General features: G+C 72.5%; 16 protein-coding genes, 2 tRNA genes and 1 pseudogene. 2 read left to right on the top strand and 17 right to left on the bottom strand.

Translation table 11 applies throughout. The features are described 5' to 3' along the window. Positions 1-274 precede the first annotated feature (274 nt). The 4 genes and pseudogenes from GVV75_RS04415 to GVV75_RS04400 all read right to left on the bottom strand — a co-directional run. Positions 275-430: pseudogene (locus GVV75_RS04415) on the bottom strand (replication-associated recombination protein A); the annotation flags it as partial. Between the two features lie 138 nt (positions 431-568). Then, positions 569-2,158, bottom strand: a complete 1,590-nt coding sequence (locus GVV75_RS04410; RefSeq protein WP_159813654.1) for a ComEC/Rec2 family competence protein — start codon at positions 2,156-2,158, stop codon at positions 569-571. Beyond that, positions 2,155-2,970, bottom strand: coding sequence for a ComEA family DNA-binding protein (locus tag GVV75_RS04405; RefSeq protein WP_442858382.1), 816 nt, complete (start codon positions 2,968-2,970; stop codon positions 2,155-2,157). Before GVV75_RS04405 ends, GVV75_RS04410 begins: the two co-directional genes overlap by 4 nt. Positions 2,971-3,029: 59 nt before the next feature. Continuing rightward, on the bottom strand, positions 3,030-3,944 hold the full coding sequence (locus tag GVV75_RS04400) for a DegV family protein (protein WP_159523374.1): 915 nt from the start codon (positions 3,942-3,944) through the stop codon (positions 3,030-3,032). A gap of 91 nt (positions 3,945-4,035) precedes the next feature. Here GVV75_RS04400 and GVV75_RS04395 point away from each other — a divergent pair, with 91 nt between their 5' ends. Further along, positions 4,036-6,021, top strand: coding sequence for a helicase HerA-like domain-containing protein (locus GVV75_RS04395; RefSeq protein ID WP_159813652.1), 1,986 nt, complete (start codon positions 4,036-4,038; stop codon positions 6,019-6,021). Between the two features lie 235 nt (positions 6,022-6,256). On the opposite strand, the gene GVV75_RS04390 is transcribed toward GVV75_RS04395, so the two are convergent. From GVV75_RS04390 to GVV75_RS04355, 8 genes are all read right to left on the bottom strand, one after another. Further along, the gene (locus GVV75_RS04390; RefSeq protein WP_159813650.1) at positions 6,257-9,238 is read right to left on the bottom strand and encodes a leucine--tRNA ligase; all 2,982 of its coding nucleotides are present in this window, start codon (positions 9,236-9,238) and stop codon (positions 6,257-6,259) included. A gap of 167 nt (positions 9,239-9,405) precedes the next feature. Then, a complete protein-coding gene (locus tag GVV75_RS04385; RefSeq protein WP_159523380.1) occupies positions 9,406-9,858 on the bottom strand; it encodes an HIT family protein in 453 nt (150 codons plus the stop codon). Between the two features lie 128 nt (positions 9,859-9,986). After that, on the bottom strand, positions 9,987-10,799 hold the full coding sequence (locus tag GVV75_RS04380) for a metal-dependent transcriptional regulator (RefSeq protein WP_159523382.1): 813 nt from the start codon (positions 10,797-10,799) through the stop codon (positions 9,987-9,989). Then, complete coding sequence (locus GVV75_RS04375) at positions 10,796-11,506, bottom strand: vitamin K epoxide reductase family protein (protein WP_159718209.1); 711 nt, start codon at positions 11,504-11,506, stop codon at positions 10,796-10,798. The genes GVV75_RS04380 and GVV75_RS04375 overlap by 4 nt, the downstream gene beginning before the upstream one ends. Positions 11,507-11,604: 98 nt before the next feature. After that, complete coding sequence (locus GVV75_RS04370; protein ID WP_236266055.1) at positions 11,605-13,674, bottom strand: metallophosphoesterase family protein; 2,070 nt, start codon at positions 13,672-13,674, stop codon at positions 11,605-11,607. Positions 13,675-13,686: 12 nt separating this feature from the next. Further along, positions 13,687-14,529: an HAD hydrolase family protein gene (locus GVV75_RS04365; protein WP_159813648.1), complete on the bottom strand. Its 843-nt coding sequence runs from the start codon at positions 14,527-14,529 to the stop codon at positions 13,687-13,689. Positions 14,530-14,612: 83 nt separating this feature from the next. Next, entirely contained in the window at positions 14,613-14,783 is a 171-nt protein-coding gene (locus GVV75_RS04360) for a methionine/alanine import family NSS transporter small subunit (protein WP_159813646.1), read from the bottom strand. 1 nt (position 14,784) lies between these two features. Beyond that, on the bottom strand, positions 14,785-16,371 hold the full coding sequence (locus GVV75_RS04355; protein ID WP_159523390.1) for a sodium-dependent transporter: 1,587 nt from the start codon (positions 16,369-16,371) through the stop codon (positions 14,785-14,787). 516 nt (positions 16,372-16,887) lie between these two features. Here GVV75_RS04355 and GVV75_RS04350 point away from each other — a divergent pair. Next, positions 16,888-17,160: a DUF1540 domain-containing protein gene (locus GVV75_RS04350; protein WP_159523391.1), complete on the top strand. Its 273-nt coding sequence runs from the start codon at positions 16,888-16,890 to the stop codon at positions 17,158-17,160. Positions 17,161-17,190: 30 nt separating this feature from the next. On the opposite strand, the gene GVV75_RS04345 is transcribed toward GVV75_RS04350, so the two are convergent. From GVV75_RS04345 to rsfS, 5 genes are all read right to left on the bottom strand, one after another. Further along, positions 17,191-18,093 (bottom strand): hypothetical protein, encoded by a 903-nt coding sequence (locus GVV75_RS04345; RefSeq protein WP_159813644.1) that lies wholly within the window; start codon positions 18,091-18,093, stop codon positions 17,191-17,193. A 926-nt stretch (positions 18,094-19,019) separates the two neighbouring features. After that, positions 19,020-19,092 (bottom strand) — tRNA-Ala (locus GVV75_RS04340). Positions 19,093-19,127: 35 nt separating this feature from the next. Beyond that, positions 19,128-19,200, bottom strand: a tRNA-Ala gene (locus GVV75_RS04335). A 109-nt stretch (positions 19,201-19,309) separates the two neighbouring features. Next, the gene (locus GVV75_RS04330; protein ID WP_159813642.1) at positions 19,310-19,978 is read right to left on the bottom strand and encodes a histidine phosphatase family protein; all 669 of its coding nucleotides are present in this window, start codon (positions 19,976-19,978) and stop codon (positions 19,310-19,312) included. Between the two features lie 13 nt (positions 19,979-19,991). Then, positions 19,992-20,396 carry a ribosome silencing factor gene (gene rsfS / locus GVV75_RS04325; RefSeq protein WP_159718203.1) on the bottom strand — a complete coding sequence of 135 codons (405 nt, stop codon included), beginning with the start codon at positions 20,394-20,396 and terminating at the stop codon, positions 19,992-19,994. Positions 20,397-20,411 lie beyond the last annotated feature (15 nt).

Genomic DNA, 20,411 nt, shown 5'->3' with positions numbered 1-20,411 from the left:
CGGCGCCGACCACTCCGACGACGCCGAGCAACACCACAACCAGTTACCCACTCCCGAACCGGTCTCGCTCCTGATATCGACCGGTCTCGATGGGAGTATCCGCATCGCGAGGGCGATCCGCAGGGAACCGGGGTCGGTCCTCCCCCATGCTCGCTGGCAAAGCGGACGATCACCTCAGGGGCTGAAAAGCGGTTCCTCACTTCTCGGCGGCATCCTTACTCAGCCAGTGGAGAGCAGCGTCGGGATCGCTGCCGCGCATCGACTTGCGCAACTGAAGCAGCGCCCCGTTGAGCTCGAAGCTCGGAATCTTGGTGGTCGCCCCGACGAGCACCATTGCCCCGTCCTCGACATGGGGCAGGAACGAGTCCTCCTGCGCCCGGTTGAGGCGACGGATCTCATCGACGAGGAGCAGCACTCCCTGGCCGACGTCGTCGGCGGGCGCCATGAGGCACGGCCCACGGCCGCAGTCCAACGCCTTCGACACGCCTACCGCGCCGATGGCGCGGCACGCCCCGCTCCCCATTCACTGGTCGGGACCGGTCTCGGCGCTGTTTTCGACCGGTCTCGCTCATAAGGGGTGGGGATGGGGACGGGGACGACGACGGATGAGGACGATGAGAAGCGCTTCGACCGCCGCGAGGAGGAGGGCTCCCCCGACGCCCCCGGGCCAGGGGATCGTCGCACCGGGAAGCGCGGCGAAGAACCGCGCCACACCGGCGATCCAGGCGCAGGAGGCGAGTGCCGGCAGGGCGATCCAAGCCGCTGCTGTCCCCCATACCGGCGCCATGAGCGCCGCTAGCAGCCCCGCCACCGTCGCCAGGGGCACTGGCGGGGCCGCCATCATGTTCGCGGGAACAGCCCACAGCCCGACTCTTGGCTGGAGGAGGATGAGCAGCGGCGCGCAGGCGAGTTGCGCCGCCCCCGGCACGGCGATGAGCGCCGCCGCCCAACGGGGCAGACGCCGGGACAGGGCGGTCATGATCGGCCCTGAGCCGAGCAGGATCCCACCGGTGGCCGCCACGGACAGGGCGAAGCCGTAGTCGCGCGACTGCCACGGGTCGACGAGCAGCAGCACGATCATCCCCGCGCACAGGGCGGGCAGGGAGGCTGATCTGCGCCCCGCGGCCACGCCGGCGAGGAGGACCGCACCCATCGCCGCCGCGCGCAGGACGGAGCCGCTGGGCCTCATGAGGAGGACGAGGCATCCCAGGACGATCCCGCCAGCGAGCGCCCGCCAGCGCCTGGGCAGGACGCCCAGGCCGGTGAGCACGAGTCCGAGCACGATGACGACGTGCTGCCCGGAGACCGCGGTCAGATGGGTCATCGAGACGGTCCGCATGTCCTCTCGCAGGTCGGCGGGCAGGGCATGGTCGTCACCAAGGGCCAGCCCGGGCACGAGCGCCAGGGCGCCGGCGTCTTCTCCCCCGACCCAACGCCCGGGGGCCCCGCCACCGGCGCGGCCGGTCGCCCTCGCCAGCCCCTCCCTGATCTCGCCGACGACGCCCAGCACCCCCTCGGGGTCGCCGAGCCTCTTAGGAGCGCTCCCCCTCCCGAGGATCGCTCCGTCGGAGGAGCCCGGGCCCGGGGCGCGCAGCCTGGCGCGCGTGGTGACGCGTGAACCGAGGGGCGCCTCCAGCCAGGACGCGTCCGCGAAGACTCGGATGCTCAGCCCCGAGGGGCTGCCGTCGATGCGCACCCCGTCCAGGGCGGTCAGGATGGTCGTGGCGCGCGGCGAGGCGGTGGCGCGCGGCTGCTCGCTGATGGTCCCCTCGACGGTGACGACGCGCCCGGATTCGACGGCGAGCGTCATCGGGTCCCGGGCGCGGGCCCATTGGCCCGCTGAGGACACGCCGAGGACGGCCGCCGCCGTCAGGCAGGTCAGTAGCGCTCCGGCGGCGATGGGGCCAGCGGAGGCGGTGCCCGCGTTGCCGGGGCGCGGGTCGTGGCGGTGGCGGGGCGGGCGGTAATGGCCGACCGGCCCGATGAGCGCGGCCGCGAGCGCGAGGGCGACGACGGCCCCGACGGCGCAGGCCCGCCAAGCGCGGGCCCCGGTCAGTCCCGTGGCGCCCCACGCGCAGGCCCAGGCCGCCAGGGAGGGCGCGAGAAGGCGCAGGTCGAGGGCGGGGACCGCGGGCTCAGCAGCCGGATGGGCGCTCATACGGTGGCCGATCCTCGGAGGGCCTCGAGCTTGGCCTGGCCGATGCCGGGGACGTCGATGAGGGAGTCGACGGTGGCGAAGGGTCCGTGCTCGGCACGGTAGTCGACGATCCGCTTGGCCAGGGCCGGGCCGACGCCGGGCAGGGCCTCGAGCGCGGTGGCGTCGGCGGTGTTGATGTTGACTCGCCCGCTACCACCGCTGCTTCGGACGGCGCCCGCCCCGGCGGCTGGCCCGGTGGGGCCGGGCGCGGTGGGGCCGGGCGCGGCGGGTGGCGGCGTCTCACCCTGGCGGGGAACCCGGATCTGCTCGCCATCGACGAGGACGCGCGCGAGGTTGAGTTGCTCCACATCGGCGTCGGGGGCGGCCCCGCCAGCGGCGTCGAGGGCGTCGCCGATGCGCGCGCCCGCCGGGAGCGTGACGACGCCGGGAGTAGCCACCGCGCCGGTGACGTGGACGACGGCGCTGCCCGCCGCGCCGCCGCCCGCCGGCCCGGCGGCGCCTCCCCCAGGGGTCACCGGGCCAGGAGGGGCGCTGGTGGGGCTCGCCGCACCGGTGGCGCCCGGGGTGCCGGTCGTGCCCGCCGCGAGCGCGGGGGCGCGCGCATCGGCGGAGACGAGGACGGAACGGATGGCGAGGAGGAGGGCGAGGACGATGATGAGAAGGCCTCCGGCGATGGCGGCGCGCGGCGTGATGGCGACTCGTCGGGGCTTGATGGGCGGGTCCTGGGGATCGGTGGCGCAGGCGATGCGCACGTAGTCCTCGATGGGTCGTTTACGCGAGGCCCGCCCGCCCGCGATCCGGCTGCCGCTCATGCCTCCGAGGTTAAGGAGCGCGGGAGTCGTCTCGCAGGGCGCCTGTGAAGAGAGCGGTCTCAGGTGCGCATGGCGGGGCCTGTGGTTCCCCGGCTGCCGGGCGAGATAATGACGCAGCCGAGGGCCCCGGGGCCGACGTGCACCGAGAGGGCGGGGTCGAAGGGCCAGAAGCGCGCCGGTTCATCGGTCCGCCCACCGGCCGGTGGCGCCGCCTGGAGTTCAGCCTCGGCGGCGGTGGCATCCGCCCCAGTGGGCCCATGGGGCTCCTCCCCGGGCGCGCCCGCGGCGATGGCGTCGATCAGGGCCCGGGCGGCCGTGCCGTCGTCGGCGTGGATGATGAGGCCGGTCTGGCCGATGGCGCCGGCGCCCTGGGAGGCGAGGCCGGCGGCGAGCTCGGCCAGTCGGGCGCGCGCCCGCTTGGCGCCGCGCACGGCTTCGACGGGGCGGATCCCGTCGGCGGTGACGCGCAGGATGGGGCGCACGCCGAGGGCCCCGCCGAGCAGGGCGGTGCGGCGGTCGAGGCGCCCGCCGCGGCGCAGGTGGGCGAGGTCGTCCACGAGGAAGAGGACGGCGCTGCGGGAGACGAGGTCGCGGGCGCGCTCGACACCGTCGTCCGCGGTGGCCGCGCCACTGGCGGCGATGGCGGCCTGCCCGAGCGCGCCGCCGGTGGTGCCGGAGTCGAGCACAGTGACGACCCGTCGGCCCAGGGCCTGATTGATCTTCTCGGCCGCGCGCGTGGCAGCGTCGGCGGTGCCCGACAGCGAGGCCGCCAGGTGGAGGGCGAGGACCTCATCGGCGCCCCGCGCGGCGTGGGCGTAGGCGTGGGCGAGCTCGTCGGGACTTGGCCGGGATGTGCTGCCCGGCCGGTCCCCGTCCCCCGTGGTGGCGTGCAGGGGGACGACGCCGATGCCGCGGGCGCGCGCGAGATCGGCCGGCAGGCACGACGATGAGTCCGTGACGACGGCGAGGCTCATGCTCCGACGATAGCCCTGCTCAGCCGCGCCGTCAGAGACTCGGGACCGCGTGCGCCGACGTTTCCCGGACTCCCTCCTCTACCATGGCGCCATGACTGACACGCCTGACATCGCTCGTCTCAAGGCCGAGGCCGCCCAGGCCGCCGCCGATGCCGCCGCCGCGAAAGCCGCCGCCGCCCAGGCCGCCCTCGAGGCCGCCTTGGCCAGCGGCGCCGCCACGGGGACTCCCCAGGACGCGCCAGTTGCTCGAACCGGGCGGAAGGCGGAGGGCAAGCCCGCCGAGGCGCCCGCCGAGCCAGCCGCCGAGCCCGAGCCGGCCGCCCCCGATGCCCCTGCGCAGGCTCCCGCGGCGCCGTCGTCGAGCGAGCCGGAGGGCTACGCGGCGCAGGTGCGCGACGGTTACGCCTTCGACGGGCGCATGCTCCCCGTGGGCACCTACCTGGAGACCGCCCCCGCGTCGGGCGATCCCGTCCCGGTCAAGGGCGTGCGCGTGGGCATCCCCATGGCGCTGCTCAACCGCCACGCCCTGGTGGCCGGCGCGACGGGCACCGGCAAGACCCGCACCCTGCAGTTGCTGGCCGAGGGGCTGAGCTCGGCGGGGGTGCCCGTGTTCCTCTCCGACATCAAGGGGGATCTGACGGGCATGGCCGAGCCGGGGGCCACGAGTCCGAAGTTGGAGTCGCGCACGGCGTCGACGGGCCAGGATTGGAAGCCGGCGTCGTTCCCGATGGAGTTGTTCACCCTGGGGGGCCAGGGCAAGGGCACGCCAATCCGCACGACGATCACGGAGTTCGGTCCGGTGCTGCTGGCGCGCGTCCTGCGCCTCAACGAGACGCAGACCTCCGCCCTGCAGCTCGTCTTCCACTGGGCCGATTCGCAGGGGATGGCGCTGCTGGACCTCAAGGACCTGCGGGCGGTCATCAACTACCTGGTGAACACCGACGCCGGCAAGGCCGAGCTCAAGACCATCGGTGGTGTCTCCGAGGCGACGGCGGGGGTCATCCTGCGAGAGTTGGCCGCCCTGGAGGCCAGCGGCGGGGACGCGTTCTTCGGCGAGCCGGGCCTGTCCGTGCAGGACCTCATGCGCGTGTCCCCCGATGGGCGCGGCATCGTCTCCTCCTTGGAGTTGGAGGACATCCAGTCCCAGGGCACGCTGTTCTCCACGTTCCTGATGTGGCTGCTCGGCGAGTTGTTCGAGGTGCTGCCGGAGGTCGGGGATTTGGACAAGCCGAAGATGGTGTTCTTCTTCGACGAGGCGCACCTGCTGTTCGCTGACGCGACGAAGGCCTTCATGGAGGCCGTCACGCGCACGGTCCGGCTCATCCGCTCCAAGGGCGTGGGCATCGTGTTCATCACCCAGTCGCCCACGGATGTGCCCAATGAGGTGCTGGCGCAGCTGGGATCGCGGGTGCAGCACGCGCTGCGCGCGCATACCCCCGACGACGCCGCGAACCTGAAGAAGGCGGTCTCGACCTTCCCGACCTCGCCCCTAGACCTGACCAAGGTGCTCACCTCGCTGGGCACGGGCCAAGCCGTGGTCTCGGTGCTCGATGAGAAGGGCCGCCCGGCCCCGGTGACGGCCGTGGTGGTGGACGCCCCGGCCTCGGTGATGGGCGCCGGGCAGGACTCGACGGTGCAGTCACTGCTCTCCGGCTCGCCGCTGGCCGGCAAGTACGCCACCGTGGTGGACAACGAGTCGGCCTACGAGTTGCTGGAGAAGCGCATCGCGGCTGAGACCGAGGAGGCCGCCGCCGCCCTGGCGGCCGAGGAGGCCCGCGTGGCGGCGGAGAAGGCCGCCGCCGCTGAGGAGAAGGAGCGGGCGAAGGCCGAGGCCGCGGCCGCGAAGGCGGCGGAGCGAGCTGAGGCCGCGGCGCAGAAGGCCGCCCAGAAGGAGGCCGAGCGCCAGGCCAAGGAACTGGAGAGGCTCCAGCGTCAGGCGGCCAAGGAGGCCGAGCGCCAGCGCCTGGCCGCCGAGCGGGCCGCGGAGCGCCGGCAACGGGAGATCGAGAAGACGATCGGCTCCGTCGGCCGCCAGATCGTGCGCTCCGTCCTCGGCAACGTCCTGCGGAAACGCTGAGGCTGAGCGCCGCCGTCAACGGGACCTTCCTGGGCGACGGCGGCGCTGACGGCCTCCGCCGCCTTGGAGCCCCTGCCCTCCGGCGCGGTGGGCAGGGGCTCCAAGGCGGGGCATGCGGCGCACCGCCCTCAACGGTGCGAGCGGCGGTGAGTTGAGCGCATCCCAGCGCATCAGCTCACCGCCGCTCGCATTACCCGCTTGTCAGGGGCATCCGCGCCGAGCAGCGGAGCCCGGCTCACTCCGGCACGATGCTCACGAGCCTCGGGGCCTTGACGATGACCTTGCGCACTGCTCTGCCGTCCAGGGCGCGCATCGCGCCGGGTGCCGCCAGGGCCAGGCGCTCCAGCTCGGCGGCGTCGATCCCCGGGTCCACTTCCAGGCGGTCACGGACCTTGCCCTTGACCTGCACCACGCAGGTCACCTTCTCCGCCGCCAGCAGCGCCTCGTCCGCCACCGCCGGGAAGGGCTCGCGGGCCAGTGAGGCCTCGTGCCCGAGCCTGCCCCACAGCTCCTCCGCGATATGCGGGGCCACTGGGGAGACCATGAGCACTAGGGCCTCCGCCGCCTCGCGCGGCACCGCGCCCAGAGACGTGAGATGGTTGTTGAGCACGATGAGCTTGGCGATCGCCGTGTTCAGGCGCATCCCCTCGTAGTCCTCGCGCACCCCCACGATCGTGCGGGCCACGAGTCGGCGCGTGGCGTCGTCGGCGGCCTCATCGACCACCGTCACCTCACCCGTGGACTCGTCGATGACGTTGCGCCAGAGGCGCTGCAAGAAGCGCTGCGCGCCCACCACGGCGCGCGTCTCCCAGGGGCGGTCCACATCCAGGGGGCCCATCGACATCTCGTAGACGCGGAAGGTGTCCGCCCCGTAGGCGTCGTACATCTCATCCGGGGTGACGATGTTCTTCAGGGACTTGCCCATCTTCCCGTACTCGCGGGTCACAGGCTCGCCCTGCCAGGTGAAGGACGGCTCGCCGTCGGCGCCGGCGCTCTCCTCCACTTCCTCCGCGGGCACGTACTGCCCCCGGGCGTCCTTGAAGGCGTAGGCCTGCACGTATCCCTGGTTGAACAGGCGGTGGTAGGGCTCCGAGGACGAGACGTGGCCGAGGTCGAAGAGCACCTTGTGCCAGAAGCGCGAGTACAGCAGGTGCAGCACCGCGTGCTCCACCCCGCCCACGTACAGGTCCGTGCCGCCGGAGGTGTTGCCCCCCTCGGGCCGGGGGCCCATCCAGTACGCCTCGTTGGCCGGGTCGATGAGCGCCGTCTCATTCGTGGGGTCCGCGTAGCGCATCTCGTACCAGCACGAGCCCGCCCACTGCGGCATCGTGTTGGTCTCTCGGTAGTACTTCCTGGGCCCATCGCCCAGGTCCAACTCGACCTCCACCCACTCGGTGGCCTTGGACAGCGGCGCCTCGGGGCAGGAGTCGGCGTCGTCGGGGTCGAAGGAGCGCGGGGAGTAGTCGGTGACCTCCGGCAGCTCGATCGGCAGCATGGACTCCGGGACGGCGTGGACGAGTCCGTCCTCGTCCCAGACGATCGGGAAGGGCTCGCCCCAATAGCGCTGACGGGAGAAGAGCCAGTCGCGCAGGCGGTAGGTGACCGCGCCGCGGCCCACTCCCTTGGCCTCCAGGTACTGGGTCATGGCGGCCTTGGCCTCATCCTTGCCCATGCCGTTGAGGTCGATCTCACCATTGGCGGAGTTGATGAGCGGGCCGTCCCCCGTCCAGGCGGCCTCCTCCAGGCTGAAGCCCTCCGGCGGCTGGATCGTGGCGACGACGTCGATCCCGTACTCGCGGGCGAAGTCCCAGTCGCGCTGGTCGCCGGAGGGAACCGCCATGATCGCGCCGGTGCCGTAGCCCATGAGGACGTAGTCGGCCACGAAGACCGGCACCTGACGCCCATCCACCGGGTTGATGCCGAACAGGCCCGTGAAGACACCGGTCTTGGCCCGACCCTCATCGGTTCGCTCGGCATCCGTCGCGGCGGCGGCGTAGGCGCGGTAGGCGGCCACCGCCTCGGCCGGGGTGGCGTGCCCGCCGGTCCAGGCCTCCTTCGTTCCCTCGGGCCAGGCCGCGGGCAGCGTGAGGGCCGCGGCGTCGTCGTCGATCTGGGCCTGGGTGCGGGCCGAGGCGGCCAAGGGAGCACCGCCCAGGATCGGGTGCTCGGGGGCCACCACCATGAAGGTGGCGCCGAAAAGGGTGTCCGGGCGCGTGGTGTAGACCGTGAGCGAGTCCTGGCAGGCTCCCGCGAGCGCGGCTCCGGGCACCGCGTAGGTCACCTCGGCGCCCTCGGACCGGCCGATCCAGTTGCGCTGCATGAGCTTGACCTTCTCGGGCCAGTCAACGGTGTCCAGGTCCTCGGCGAGGCGGTCCCCGTAGGCGGTGATCCGCATCATCCACTGGCGCAGGTTGCGCTTGAAGACGGGGTAGTTGCCGCGCTCGGACCGGCCCTCGGAGGTGACCTCCTCGTTGGCCAGCACCGTGCCCAGGCCAGGGCACCAGTTCACCGGCGCGTGGGAGACGTAGGCCAGCCGGTGGGAGTCGATGATCTCGGCGCGCTCGGCCTCGCCCAGTTCCGCCCATGGCCGGCCGTCCGGGGTGGGCACCTCGCCGGAGGCGAGCTTGGCCTCGAGCTCGGCGATGGGGCGGGCGGCGCCCGTGCCCCGGCCGTCGCGGCGCTCGGCGGTGGGGTCGAACCAGGAGTTGAAGATCTGCAGGAAGATCCACTGGGTCCAGCGCACGTAGTCGACGTCGATGGTCTGGATGGAGCGGCGCGAGTCGTGGGACAGGCCCAAGCGGCGCAGCTGGCGGCGCATGTTGGCGATATTGGCCTCGGTCGACACGCGCGGGTGCTGGCCGGTGGACACGGCGTACTGCTCGGCGGGCAGGCCGAAGGCGTCGTAGCCCATCGTGTACAGGACGTTCTTGCCGGTCATACGGGTGAAGCGGGCGATGACGTCCGTGGCGATGTACCCCAGGGGGTGGCCCACGTGCAGGCCCTTGCCGGAGGGGTAGGGGAACATGTCGAGCATGAAGAACTTCTCGCGCTTCGCTCCGGGGCCGGCGAGATCGCCCGTGGGATTGTCCGCCCAGAAGGTGCCCTCGCTCTCCCAACGGTCCTGCCAGGAGGTCTCAATGCTGCCCGCGAGCGCCGCCGTGTACCGGAAGGGAGGCGCGTCAGTGGGCTCCGGGGCGGCTACGGGGTTCTGGGTCATGGTGCTCTGCGCTCTTTCCCTGATCATCATGCCCTGAGGGGCTTCATCCCCCAGGGATCGTGGCTGGGGCCAGCCTATCGCCCGGCCGGGCCCTGCCCGCGCCATGCCCGAGCGGTGGGCGCCCCCTCCCTCTGAGGGGCCGGTCACGTCCGGGCGCGCGGTCCCGCTCAGCGGGCGCCCGGGGCACCCGGGGCGCTGGTGATGACGAACTCCCCCCAGCCGTCCTCATCCAGTCCGGCGCGCAGGCGCGCCATGGCGGCCTCGATCTCCTCAGGGGCGGCGTCCTGGCGGGCGGAGGAGAACTGCAAGTCCGCCTCGTCGCGGATCGGCAGGACATGCACGTGGAGGTGGTCGACGCCGTAGCCAGCCACCATGACCCCGGCCCTCGCGGCACCGAAGACGCGGGTCTGGGCGGCCCCGATGCGCCTGGCCACCACCGCCAGGTGGGCGACGAGCTCGTCGGGGGCGTCCACGTAGGAGTCGATCTCCTGGAAGGGGACGATGAGGACGTGCCCGTCGGTGTGGGGCTCGATCGTGGCGAAGGCGGCGCAGTGCTCATCCGCCCACACGAAGGAGCCGGGGATCTCGCCGTTGATGATCTTGGTGAAGAGGGTGCTCATGCACCCAATCCTCCCAGACGAAGGCGCCGCGCGCGACGGTCGGGGGCCTTCGCTCCAGGCGGCGGTTCGGGCGGATGGCGCCCGCGGCGGCGCTCCGGCCGCGGGCCGTGCCCGGCCCCGTTGATCCTTCAGTCCTCGGCGAGGACCCACAGGGAGCCCGCCGGGATCACGGCCTCCCCCGGTCCTGGTGCTCCACCGGATGCCGCCACCGCCTCGGGGGCTCCCCCCCGCCCCTCCCCGGTGGCGCTGACGAGGCGGACGCGGCTGGGGCGCGGGCCCGAGCCGCCGTCGGCCCGGCCCCGGCCCGTCACGACGATCCGCGAGTCCAGGCCGATCCCAGCGCGGTCAAGGGCCTGGAGGGTGTTGGGGTCGTCCTGGATGCGGGCCACGGAGCCGGTCTCCCCCACGCGCAGCGCGTCGAGGCTGCGCAGGGCGGGCACCGCCATGGCGCCATCGGCAGCGGGGATCGGGTCACCGTGGGGGTCACGCGAGGGGCGCCCCAGGGCGGCGTCGATGCGATCGAGGAGGCGCTCGGAGATGGCGTGCTCGAGGACCTCGGCCTCCTCATGGACCTCGTCCCAGTCGAAGCCGAGGGCCTCCACGAGGTAGGTCTCCAGGAGGCGGTGGCGGCGCACCATGCCCATGGCGCGCCGCATGCCCGCGGCGCTGAGCGTGACGGCGCGATAGGGCTCATGCTCCAGGAGGCCGGCGTCGACCAGCCGGGAGACGTTCTCCGATGCCGTGGAAGCCGCCACCCCCATGCGCTGGGCCAGGCCCGTGATGGAGGCGCCGGCGCCGCCCCGCTCCGTGGCGGCCCACACCGCCTTGAGGTAATCCTGGGCGACGGTCGAATCAGCGAGGACGGCCGCGTCGATGGGGCGCGCGGGCACCGCCGCGCGCGCGGGGCTCTCCTCGATGCCGGGGCGGGCGGGGGCACTCATCGCAGCAGCGTCATCCACTCGGACCACAGGCCGGCGACGACCACGAGGCCGACGAGCGCGTAGAGCACGGCCGCGCCCCACCAGCGCCAGGCCACGAGGCGGCGAGCGGTCGCGGGGCTGACGCCCAGGTGCCCACCGGCGGCGGCCCACGCCCAGGTGGAGGTGGCCACGGGGATGGTGACCGCCCAGATGAGCATGCAGAAGGGGCAGAGCTTGCCCAGGTCCATGACGGAGACGAACAGGAACCAGGCGACGAAGAGGATCCCGCCGATGGTCCCGGCCACCATGCCCCGCCACACCCAGCGCGGCAGGCGCATCCCGCCCAGGAGGAGCGCTCCCAGCGTTAGGAGCGCGGCGAAGGCCATCGCCCCGATGTGGGCGTTGGGCACGCCCAACAGGTTGCCCTGCCATATGTCCAGGGATGCCCCGCAGGAGACCAGGGGGTTGATGTCGCAGGACAGGCTCTCAAGGGGCTCCTTGATCTGCTTGATATGGGCGGCGGTGAGTTCCCAGCAGGCCCCGAGCGCGACGATCGAGCCGATGACGAGGAGCCAGGCGTAGCCGCGGGGGGCTCCGGAGGAGGCGGTGGCCCCGGTGCCCTCAACCTCGAGGATGGTGGAGTCGGGGCCCTCAGCGCTGGCGAGGTAGGCCTCCAGCTCCTCCTCGCTCATCGCGTCGATCTCCGCCTGAGTCGGCACGTGGGCCATGACGGCGCTCCTCTCGCTGCTCGGGTCATCGACGGCCGCGCGCCTGGTGACGCGACCGGCTCATTGTGCACCCTGAGGGCGCTCGATGACGCGACCATTCAGCCCTCGGCCCTCGTCGCGCCCCGCGTGTCTGCCTCATCGGTGGGATCGGGCCCCGCGTCCCCGGCGCTCGCCGGAGCCGCGGGGGCGGCGCCCCGGCTGGGCGCGGTGCCGGGCGTCGGGGCGGGACCGGTCGGACCGGTCGGACCCGGGGCCGCCGTGGCGCCACCGGTCGCGACAGGCGCGCCGGTGGGCTGGGGAGGTCCCTGCCAGGCGCCCACGGTGACGGAGGCGTCGGGGCGCAGGATGATCGCCCGCCAGGCGATGAGCGCGCCATCAGAGGTGAAGGCGAGCTCGTGGAGCCAGGCCTCCTGGGTGACGGGGCCGATGGAGGTGCCGCCCTTGCCGGCGCCGGAGGTGAGGGCGTTGACCCGTCCCCTCTCGCCGTCGACGGCGGTCATCCCCCGCTCCTCGTGGACGTGGCCGGCCAGGAGCAGGGGGGCGCAGCCGGAGGCCTGGAGGGGTGCGAAGGCCTGGGGCCGGTGGACGAGGACGACGTCAACGGCGCTCCCCGCATTGGCGGCCCGGCAGGCCTGGTCGGACAGACGCTGGCCGAGTTGGGCGGCGTCCTCCGCCCCGCGCTGGGTGGTGCCCGCGGCGGTGGTGCGCTCGACGTCGTCGTCCCCGAGGACCGTCAGCGGGCCCGCCTTGACCGGCTTGCCGCCGGTGACGGTCCACCCCTGGCCCCGCAGGCGCTCGGCGGTGGCCTCGGAGTCGTGGTTGCCGATGGTGGCCACGCGCGCGACGCCGGAGGGAACCGCCCGGCTGAGGGCGTCGACGCAGACCTGCTCGGGGTTGGAGCCGGTCATGGCGAGGTCGCCGTCGTCCATGTGGACGTCGGGGCGGGCGAGCTGGTCGAGCAGACCGGTGAAGGAGATGACGTCGAGGTTGCAGTGCAGGTCCGTGGACATCACCGCGGTCACCGGCGCCTCGTTGGCCCGGGTGGCCAGGGCCTGACTCGGCGTGGCGGGAATGGTGGGGGCGGAGCCGGCCGAGGGCGACGGCGAGGGGCCTGCCCACGGCGGGGCGGCGGCATCCGTGGCGCTGGGGGCGGCGCTGGGTGAGGGGCCGGCGGCGGGCCGCGCGGCCGCGGCCTCGTGGGCCGCCTGGGACTGGGAGAGGGCCGACTGGATCGAGGCCTCGTCGGAGCCCCCCGAGGAGGCGGTGACGTCGATCCTGCCCCCGACGCGCTGCGAGGCGGTCCAGGCGGCGCGCAGATTGCTCTGGGCCCGGGCATAAAAGGCCTGGTTGTCCCTGATGAAGCCGGTGACGGTGCCGCCGTAGGCGGCGGCGATGTCGGCGATGCGGCCCGACAGCCGCGCCGAGGCAAAAGACGTGCCCTCCAGGGCGGGGATCGTCTCGCCGGGCACGGTGGTGGGGCGCAGCACGGGGGCGAGCATGACGGTCATCGTGGCCAGGGCGCCCACTCCGGCCAGGGCCGCCGCGGGTCGGCGGCGCAGCCCCATGCCGACGAGCGCGCGCAGGCGGCCCTTGGCGCTCAGGCGGCCCGCGGCAACGGCGGTCAGGAGCAGGGACTCGATCAGTCCGGCCCTGCGCAGGGCGTCGTCGATAAGCGCGTGGACCCCGCGGTCGATGGTCAGCCCGGGGCGGGAGGCGAGGGTGAGGTAGGCGTTGGCATCCTGGGACAGGGACTCGCCCAGGCTCGCCGTGTCCACGGGGGCCACGCCCATGGAGGAGGGGATCTCCCCCAGCACGACGCGCGCCCCGAGCGGCGGGACCGGGGAGTCCATGGAGGCGCTGCCCAGCGGGCCGAGGTCGAGGACGACGACGGAGTCGAGGTTGGTGGACCAGTGGGCCTCGTGCGGGCCCACGGGCGAGGAGGCCTGCGCGGTGGCGGCGCCCAGGCCGAGGCTGATCGTCCCGGAGACGAGCAGCAGCCCCAGGGCGCGCACGACGCGGCGGAAACCGGCGCCGCGGGACCACCACACCCGCGAGATGACCCGCCGGGGCCTCGTGACCGTTCTGATCAGCGCGGCCAGCGGCGAAGCGGCGCGGGCCGGCCTGCCGCTGATTCCGGCCTCGTGGGGAGCCTCGTCCTGGTGGGTCATCAGCCAGGGCCCTCAGGCGCCCCCGGCGGCGATGCGCTGGGCGAGATCGGCCACGAACACGGCGGTCTCCTCCCAGCCGGAGACGGCGTGGCAGGGAATGCCGAGCGCGAGCACCGGGTAGTCGTTGCCCTCGGGGTCGAGGCGGTCCCCGACGAAGAGCATCCGCTCACCGGGGATGCCGGTGACCTCCGCGAGGCGGGTCATCCCGTAGGCCTTGTCGACTCCCTTGAGGGTGATGTCCACGCTGGTCGAGCCGCCGGAGCGGACCTCGAGCCCGGGCAGGCGGGCGGCCACGGCGTCGCGCAGGGCGCCCTTCTTCTCCCCCGTCGGGTCCCAAGCGCGCTTGGCGTCGAGCGGCGCCTCCTGACCGAGGGCGGAGAACGTGATCTGGCTGCCGCGATCCTCGAGGATGTCGCCCCAGGTCCGCTCCTCCCACAGGCCCAGTCGTCGGGCCTCAGCCTCGACGACGGCGAAGCCCTCCTCGATCTGCTGTGGGCTCAGGTCGTTGGCGTAGACGAGCCGCCAGCCAGGCATGCCCTCGATGGCGCGCGCGTCCTGGTCATCGGCGCGGGCAGTGTCGGAGGAGGCGCCATAGGCGTAGTAGCGGGTGCCGCAGGTGGGCATGAGGTGGAGCCGGGAGAGCTCGGCGTCGTCGGCGCCGAGGTGGGCCAGGACCTGGTCGCGGAATTGGCCGATCTGGCCCCCGGAGATGACGCAGACGGGGACGACGTCCAGCAGTGAGCGCAGGGCGGCGGCCATGGGCTCGGGCATCGCGGACTTGGAGGGGGCGAGGGTGTCGTCGAGGTCGAAGGCCACCAGCGCGGGGAGCGCCGGCGCGTCGGATGAGGTGGTCATGAGGCGATTGTGGCCCACGGGCCCCGGTCCGCGGAAACGGATCGGGGCCCGGCGCGGCGCGCCCGGACAGTGGCGCCGCGGGATCAGGAGTCCTGCCCGCCGCGCAGGTGCTCGTGGGCCGCGGCGAGGGCCTTCTCACGGGCCTCCCGCTCCTCCCGGCGCCCGCGCACGTACAGGGCGGTGACGGAGACGGCCAGACCGCCCCAGATGATGATGATCGCGACGAGCATGAGGATGATGGCGGCGCCGGTCATGTCAGTTCTCCTTCTCGATGGTGGCGAGAGGGGCATCTAGGTCGATGGGGGTGAAGTCATCCACCGGGGTTCGCCACCTGGCGAGCGTGAGCGCGGCGACGATGACGACGCCCAGGGCGAGCATTCCCCAGCCGAAGGCGCCGATCATGGCATCGGAGTAGCCCTCGTAGCCGTCCTGGACGTAGGAGCGCACCGTCTGGAAGAGCATGTAGGCCAGGGCGAGCGGGGTGACGACGGCGATGAGGAATCGCCACCAGCCGCCCACCACGCGGGTCTCGGAGACGAGGTTGAGGTGGCGCTGGAGCGGCTTGGCGCGGCGCAGCACCCAGGTGACGCCGATGCACATGATGATGGCCGAGCCGACCACGCCAATGTTGTTGATGAAGGCGTCGACGATGTCGAGGTCGAACAGCCCCGAGGCGGTGCCGAACAGCAGGAGTGAGAGGGCTGCCGAGGGCAGGCAGACGAGGAGGGTGGTGCGCGGGATGGACATGCCGGTCTTCTCGGAGAACCCGGGGACCACCACCTGGATGATGGAGATGAAGGAGGTCAGCCCCGCCATCGCGAAGGAGGCGAAGAAGAGCACGCCGAAGATCGGGCCGCCGGGCATCTGGGAGATAACCGTCGGGAAGGTGATGAAGGCCAGCGAGGGCCCGGAGATCTTGTCGATCTCTCCCACGGTGATGCCCTGGGCGTGGGCCATGAACCCGAGTGTCGAGAAGACCCCGATCCCCGCCAGGATCTCGAAGGAGGAGTTCGCGAACGCCGCCACGAGGCCCGTGCCCACGAGGTTGGAGCGCGGCCGCAGGTAGGAGGCGTAGGTGAGCATGATGCCGAAGCCGATGGAGAGGGAGAAGAAGATCTGCGCGAAGGCGGCCATCCACACCTTGAAATCGCCCAAGGAGGACCAGTCCGGGGTGAACAGGGCGTTGAGCCCGCCGGTGGCGCCGGGCAGGAGGATGGAGCGCGCCACGAGCCCGAGGAACATGACGACCAGCAGGGGCAGGAAGATCCTGTTGGCCTTCTCCACGCCGTTGCTCACGCCCCGCGAGATGGTGACGATGCCGAAGGCCCACACGATGACCAGCGGGATGATGACCCCGGCCATGGGGGTGGCCGAGAACGACGGCGCGGCGTCGCCGAACTGGTCCAGGCCGACGTACTTGGAGAAGAAGCCACCGGCGTCATCCCCCCAGGCCAGGGTGACGGAGAAGACCGCGTAACTGAGCGCCCAGGCCACCACCACGGCGTAGTAGGTCATGATGACGAAGCAGATGAAGACCTGCCACCAGCCGATCCACTCGAAGCGCCTGCTCAGGCGGCGGAAGACCGCTGGGGCGCTACCGCGCAGGCGGTGGCCCAGGGCGTAGTCGAGGAAGAGGAAGGGGATCCCGACGAAAAGCAGCGCGATGATGTAGGGGATCATGAAGGCGCCGCCGCCGTTGGTGTAGGCGACGCCGGGGAAGCGCCAGATGTTGCCCAGCCCGATGGCCGAGCCGATCGCGGCGAAGAGGAAGCCGAGCTGGCCGCTCCACTGCTCTCGCTCGGGTGCCCGCGCCGCTGAGGCGCCGTCGGTACTGGACGACATGCTGTGCCTTCCTGGGGTGAGGCGCCGGGGCGGTGCCCGGCGCGGGGAATCGAGGATGCCGTGGGATCGCGCGCGAAGCGCGCCCCGGGACGATCCTCGGCACCGTAGCCCCGCGCGCATCACCGCCAGCGAGCGGTCCATCATCCGGGACACACGCCCCCATCAGCGCCGACCGGTCGGCACAGGGGTATCGCCGCCATCACCGCGCCGCTGACCAAGTCCGTTCCGCGCCGACAGGTCAGCGCAGGGGTATCGCGCTTGCGAAAATACCGCAGCCCAGGCTCACCTGGCTTTGTTTGGCAACACCCAGAGGCTTCAACTCGCGCGGCTGGACACGGCCGGCACCACCGACGCGCCCACGCGGATCAGCTCGGGATATGCCTGGAATTCCGCCACTTTCCTGTTCCCCGCAGGCGCCCTGAGGGCCACCTTCCTTGGCGTCACCGGTGGAACTGAGTCACCTTATTCATATCCAATTCACCGGCGCCGCGAGGCGCCATCCGAGAGGAGCCCATCATGGCCGCCGTCGCCCCCATCTCCACCTGCACCACCACCTCCTGCGCCTTCAACAACGGGGGCTGCACCGCCTTCGCGATCACCGTTGACGGCGAGGCCGCCTGCTCGACCTTCATCACCCTGGACGCCCGGGCAGGCCTGCCCGTCGCCGAGGGGCACGTGGGCGCCTGCCAGCGCCTCGAGTGCGTGCACAACTCCGACCTCATGTGCACCGCCGACGGCGTGAGCATCGGCGGTGACACCGCCGCCTGCCTGTCCTACGAGGCCTCCTGACGCGCGAGCCCGGGCGCGCGCGGGCGTGGCTCAGCCCAACTCGAAGCGCGCGGGCAGGAGTTCGTCGGCGAGGGCGCCCAGGACCGGGGTGATCTCAGCCGGGGCCAGGGGCGCGCCGGGGAGGGCCACCAGAACGGTGCGGGTCTCGTCGGCGCCGACGTGCATAAGCGTGACGCCCCAGGGGTCGGCGTCGACGACGAGGACCCGCTCGATAAGGCTGCGGGTCACCCCGGCGCTGGGCCGCCTCGAGCACAGCGAGCCCGGCGCCTCGTCAGCGATGACCGCCTCGCACAGGGCGCGCAGGGACAGGTCTCCAAGGGACCGCACGGCCTCATGCGCGTCGAGGACCTCCAGCGGGGACCAGGCGGTCCCGGGTGTCGTGGCTTCCTCGTCGCCCTGGCCGGCGAGGTCCTCCACCATGTGGCGCGAGACGCCGTCGGGGCCGTGGAGGATGACGCGACTGCCCTGGACGAGGGCGAGGCGCGCGCCGGGGGTCCGGGCCAGTTCGCTGACGCGTCCGAGGGGGTCCTCCCCGGTGATTGCGCAGTGGCAGGCGGGGGTGGCGCTCTCGGCGAGGACGGTCTCGACCCAGTTAGAGGGCACCCAACGGAGGGAGCCCAGGACATGGGCGCTGGCGGCGGTGACGCGGATGCCGGGCTCAGAGGAGTCCAAGACGATGTCGAGGCGGACGTCGATGAGGCGGTCGTCCGGGGCATCGGCGAGGGGCGTGCCGGGCTGCGGGCGGATGGCGATGAGGATGAAGCCATCGACGTCGAGCGCGTGCGCGACGTAGGCGCCGGCCCCGGAAGGGTCGAGTCTGTAGGCGCTCACGGTGGCGCTCCCGGCGCCCGCGAGAAGCCTGCGGGCCGTGCGGCGCGCGCGCTCATCGATGCCGGGCGCGCCGGTACCCGGGCGCTCGTGGGCAGGACTCATGCGGTCTCCTTCATCCGGCAATCGGGCGGGGCGCCCTCACGCCACAGGTAAGGCTACCCTCATGGGGTGGGGGTGTGTCGAGCCCACGCGGGACAAAGGTTTCGTGGCCGCCGGGGGGCGTTGGCGTCGAGGGCGATGTCGAGCCCGCGCGGGGATGAAGGGGTAGCGGAAGCGCTGGAACGGGCGGCACCTGGCATGGGGGTTTCGATGGCGCGCGATCGGCCCGGGGAGCGAGGCTCAACCCGAGAACTCGGAACCGGCTTCGAGGCGCTTGTCGACCGGTCTCAGCGAGGGGTTGACATGCGCAGAGGGTTCGACTGCCTCCCATCGCCGGGGTCATCGAGAGCAGCGCCGGGCCGCCCGTAGCCGCGCTGGAACACCCGAAGCAGCACCGCGCCGCGCCGTCCGTAGCAACGCTGGGCCGCCCAAAGCAGCGCTAGGCCGTCCAAAGCCGCGCTGGACCATCGAAAGCCGCGCTGGAACACCTGAAGCAGCACCGCGCCGCGCCGTCCGTAGCAACGCTGGGCCGTCCAAAGCCGCGCTGGACCATCGAAAGCCGCGCTCCCCACGCTGCTTTCACCAGTCCACCGATGCCGCAGTCGGCCGAGCGCTGCTCTCAACGGCCACACCGAACGGCGACGGGCACCGAACCCCGGCTCCAACACAACCGAACGGCGGCGGGCACCGAACCCCGGCTCCAACACGACCGAACCCCGGTCAGACCCCCGCGGGGTACTCGGGAGCGGGCTCAGGACGAATCGACCCGAACGCGGCCAACTCCCGCAAGACCAATAGGATCCCGGCCCCAGCCAAGGCGAGGCGCCCTATGAGCCCGACGCCGCGGCCCTCATCTGGGCCCAACACGCGCACAAGGCCCGAACCAAGGCCATCGATGACGGCGGGGGTTCGGACCTTGCGTAAAGGAGTGGAGCTAGGGGGATTCGAACCCCCGACCTCTTCCATGCCATGGAAGCGCGCTACCAACTGCGCCATAGCCCCGAAGGGACATCCGCCCGGCATAGCCGATCGGATCGTGGAGCTAGGGGGATTCGAACCCCCGACCTCTTCCATGCCATGGAAGCGCGCTACCAACTGCGCCATAGCCCCTCACGGGCGCCACCCTCTGGGCGACGCGGATAACTCTATGGACTCGCGGCCTCCTGGGCAAATCCGCCGCGCGTGTGCTGGCTCACCGAACCGCGCGGAGACCGGAGTGTCAGGGCAGCAGCGCCGTCGGCTCAGCGCCGTCATTCCAGTCATGGAGCTCCCACCCGGGAACGCGAGAGGAGGAGCGCAGCCTCGCCCAGTGGGCGTTGTCCAGGCCCCGCAGCCCGAACCAGCTGGAGGCGTCCATGCCGAGCAGCGCGGTCGTGCCCTGGGTGATGGCCGACCCGTGCGCGACGATCACGAGTGGCCCCTCCCCCGCGGCGTCTGCGAGGCTCCTGACGGCCTCGCTGAAGCGCTGGCCGACGGCGCGGCGGGGCTCCACATCGACCCCCTGGGGGTCCTGGCCGGTGCGCCACACAGCATGGGCATCGGGCCAACCCGCCCTGATCTCCTCGGCTGTGAGCCCCTCCCAACGCCCGAAGTCGCGCTCGGCGAGGCCGGGATGCGTGGTCACCTCGACCGCGAGGCGCGCGGCCAGGGCCTGCGCCGTGGCACGGGCTCGGGCCAGTGGCGAGGAGACGATCCGGCACGCGGCCGTCTGCCCGGCCCCCGGCTCGCGCGCGCCGATGAGGGAGCGCAGGACGTCCGCGAGTCGCTCGGCGCCAGCCTCGGCCTGGGCCCTGCCTGTGGCGTTGAGGGGGATGTCGACCCGGCCCTGGACACGGCCCGCCACGTTGTAGTCGGTCTGCCCGTGGCGCCAGAGGATGACGTCGATCATGATGGATCCGGGATCAGTCGCCGACCTCGGGGGCCCCGGCCGCCTGGACGGCCTCGGGGAGCGCCAAGGGCAGCCCGATGACGGGGCAGTCCTTCCAGAGGCGCTCCAGCGCGTAGTACTCCCGGTCCTCGGCCTGCTGGACGTGGATCATGATCTCGTCGTAGTCCAGGAGCACCCAATGGGCCTCCTCCATGCCCTCGCGCATCCGGCGCTTGGCGCCCGCGCGCGTCATGGCCTCCTCGACGGCGTCGACGATCGCCCGCACCTGCCGGTCGTTGCCGCCGGAGAGCACGAGGAAGACGTCGGTCAGTGCCAGGCGCTCGGAGACGTCGATCGCGATGATCTCCTCCGCCTTCTTCTCGGCGGCCGCGCGCGCGGCGGCGATGGTCAATTCGACGGCGCGTTCGGTCGCGGCCATGGGGCTCCTTCTCGA

This window comes from Actinomyces sp. zg328, assembly GCF_009829635.1.
GTDB lineage: Bacteria > Actinomycetota > Actinomycetes > Actinomycetales > Actinomycetaceae > Actinomyces > Actinomyces marmotae.
This window is presented reverse-complemented; position numbering and strand designations above follow the sequence as displayed.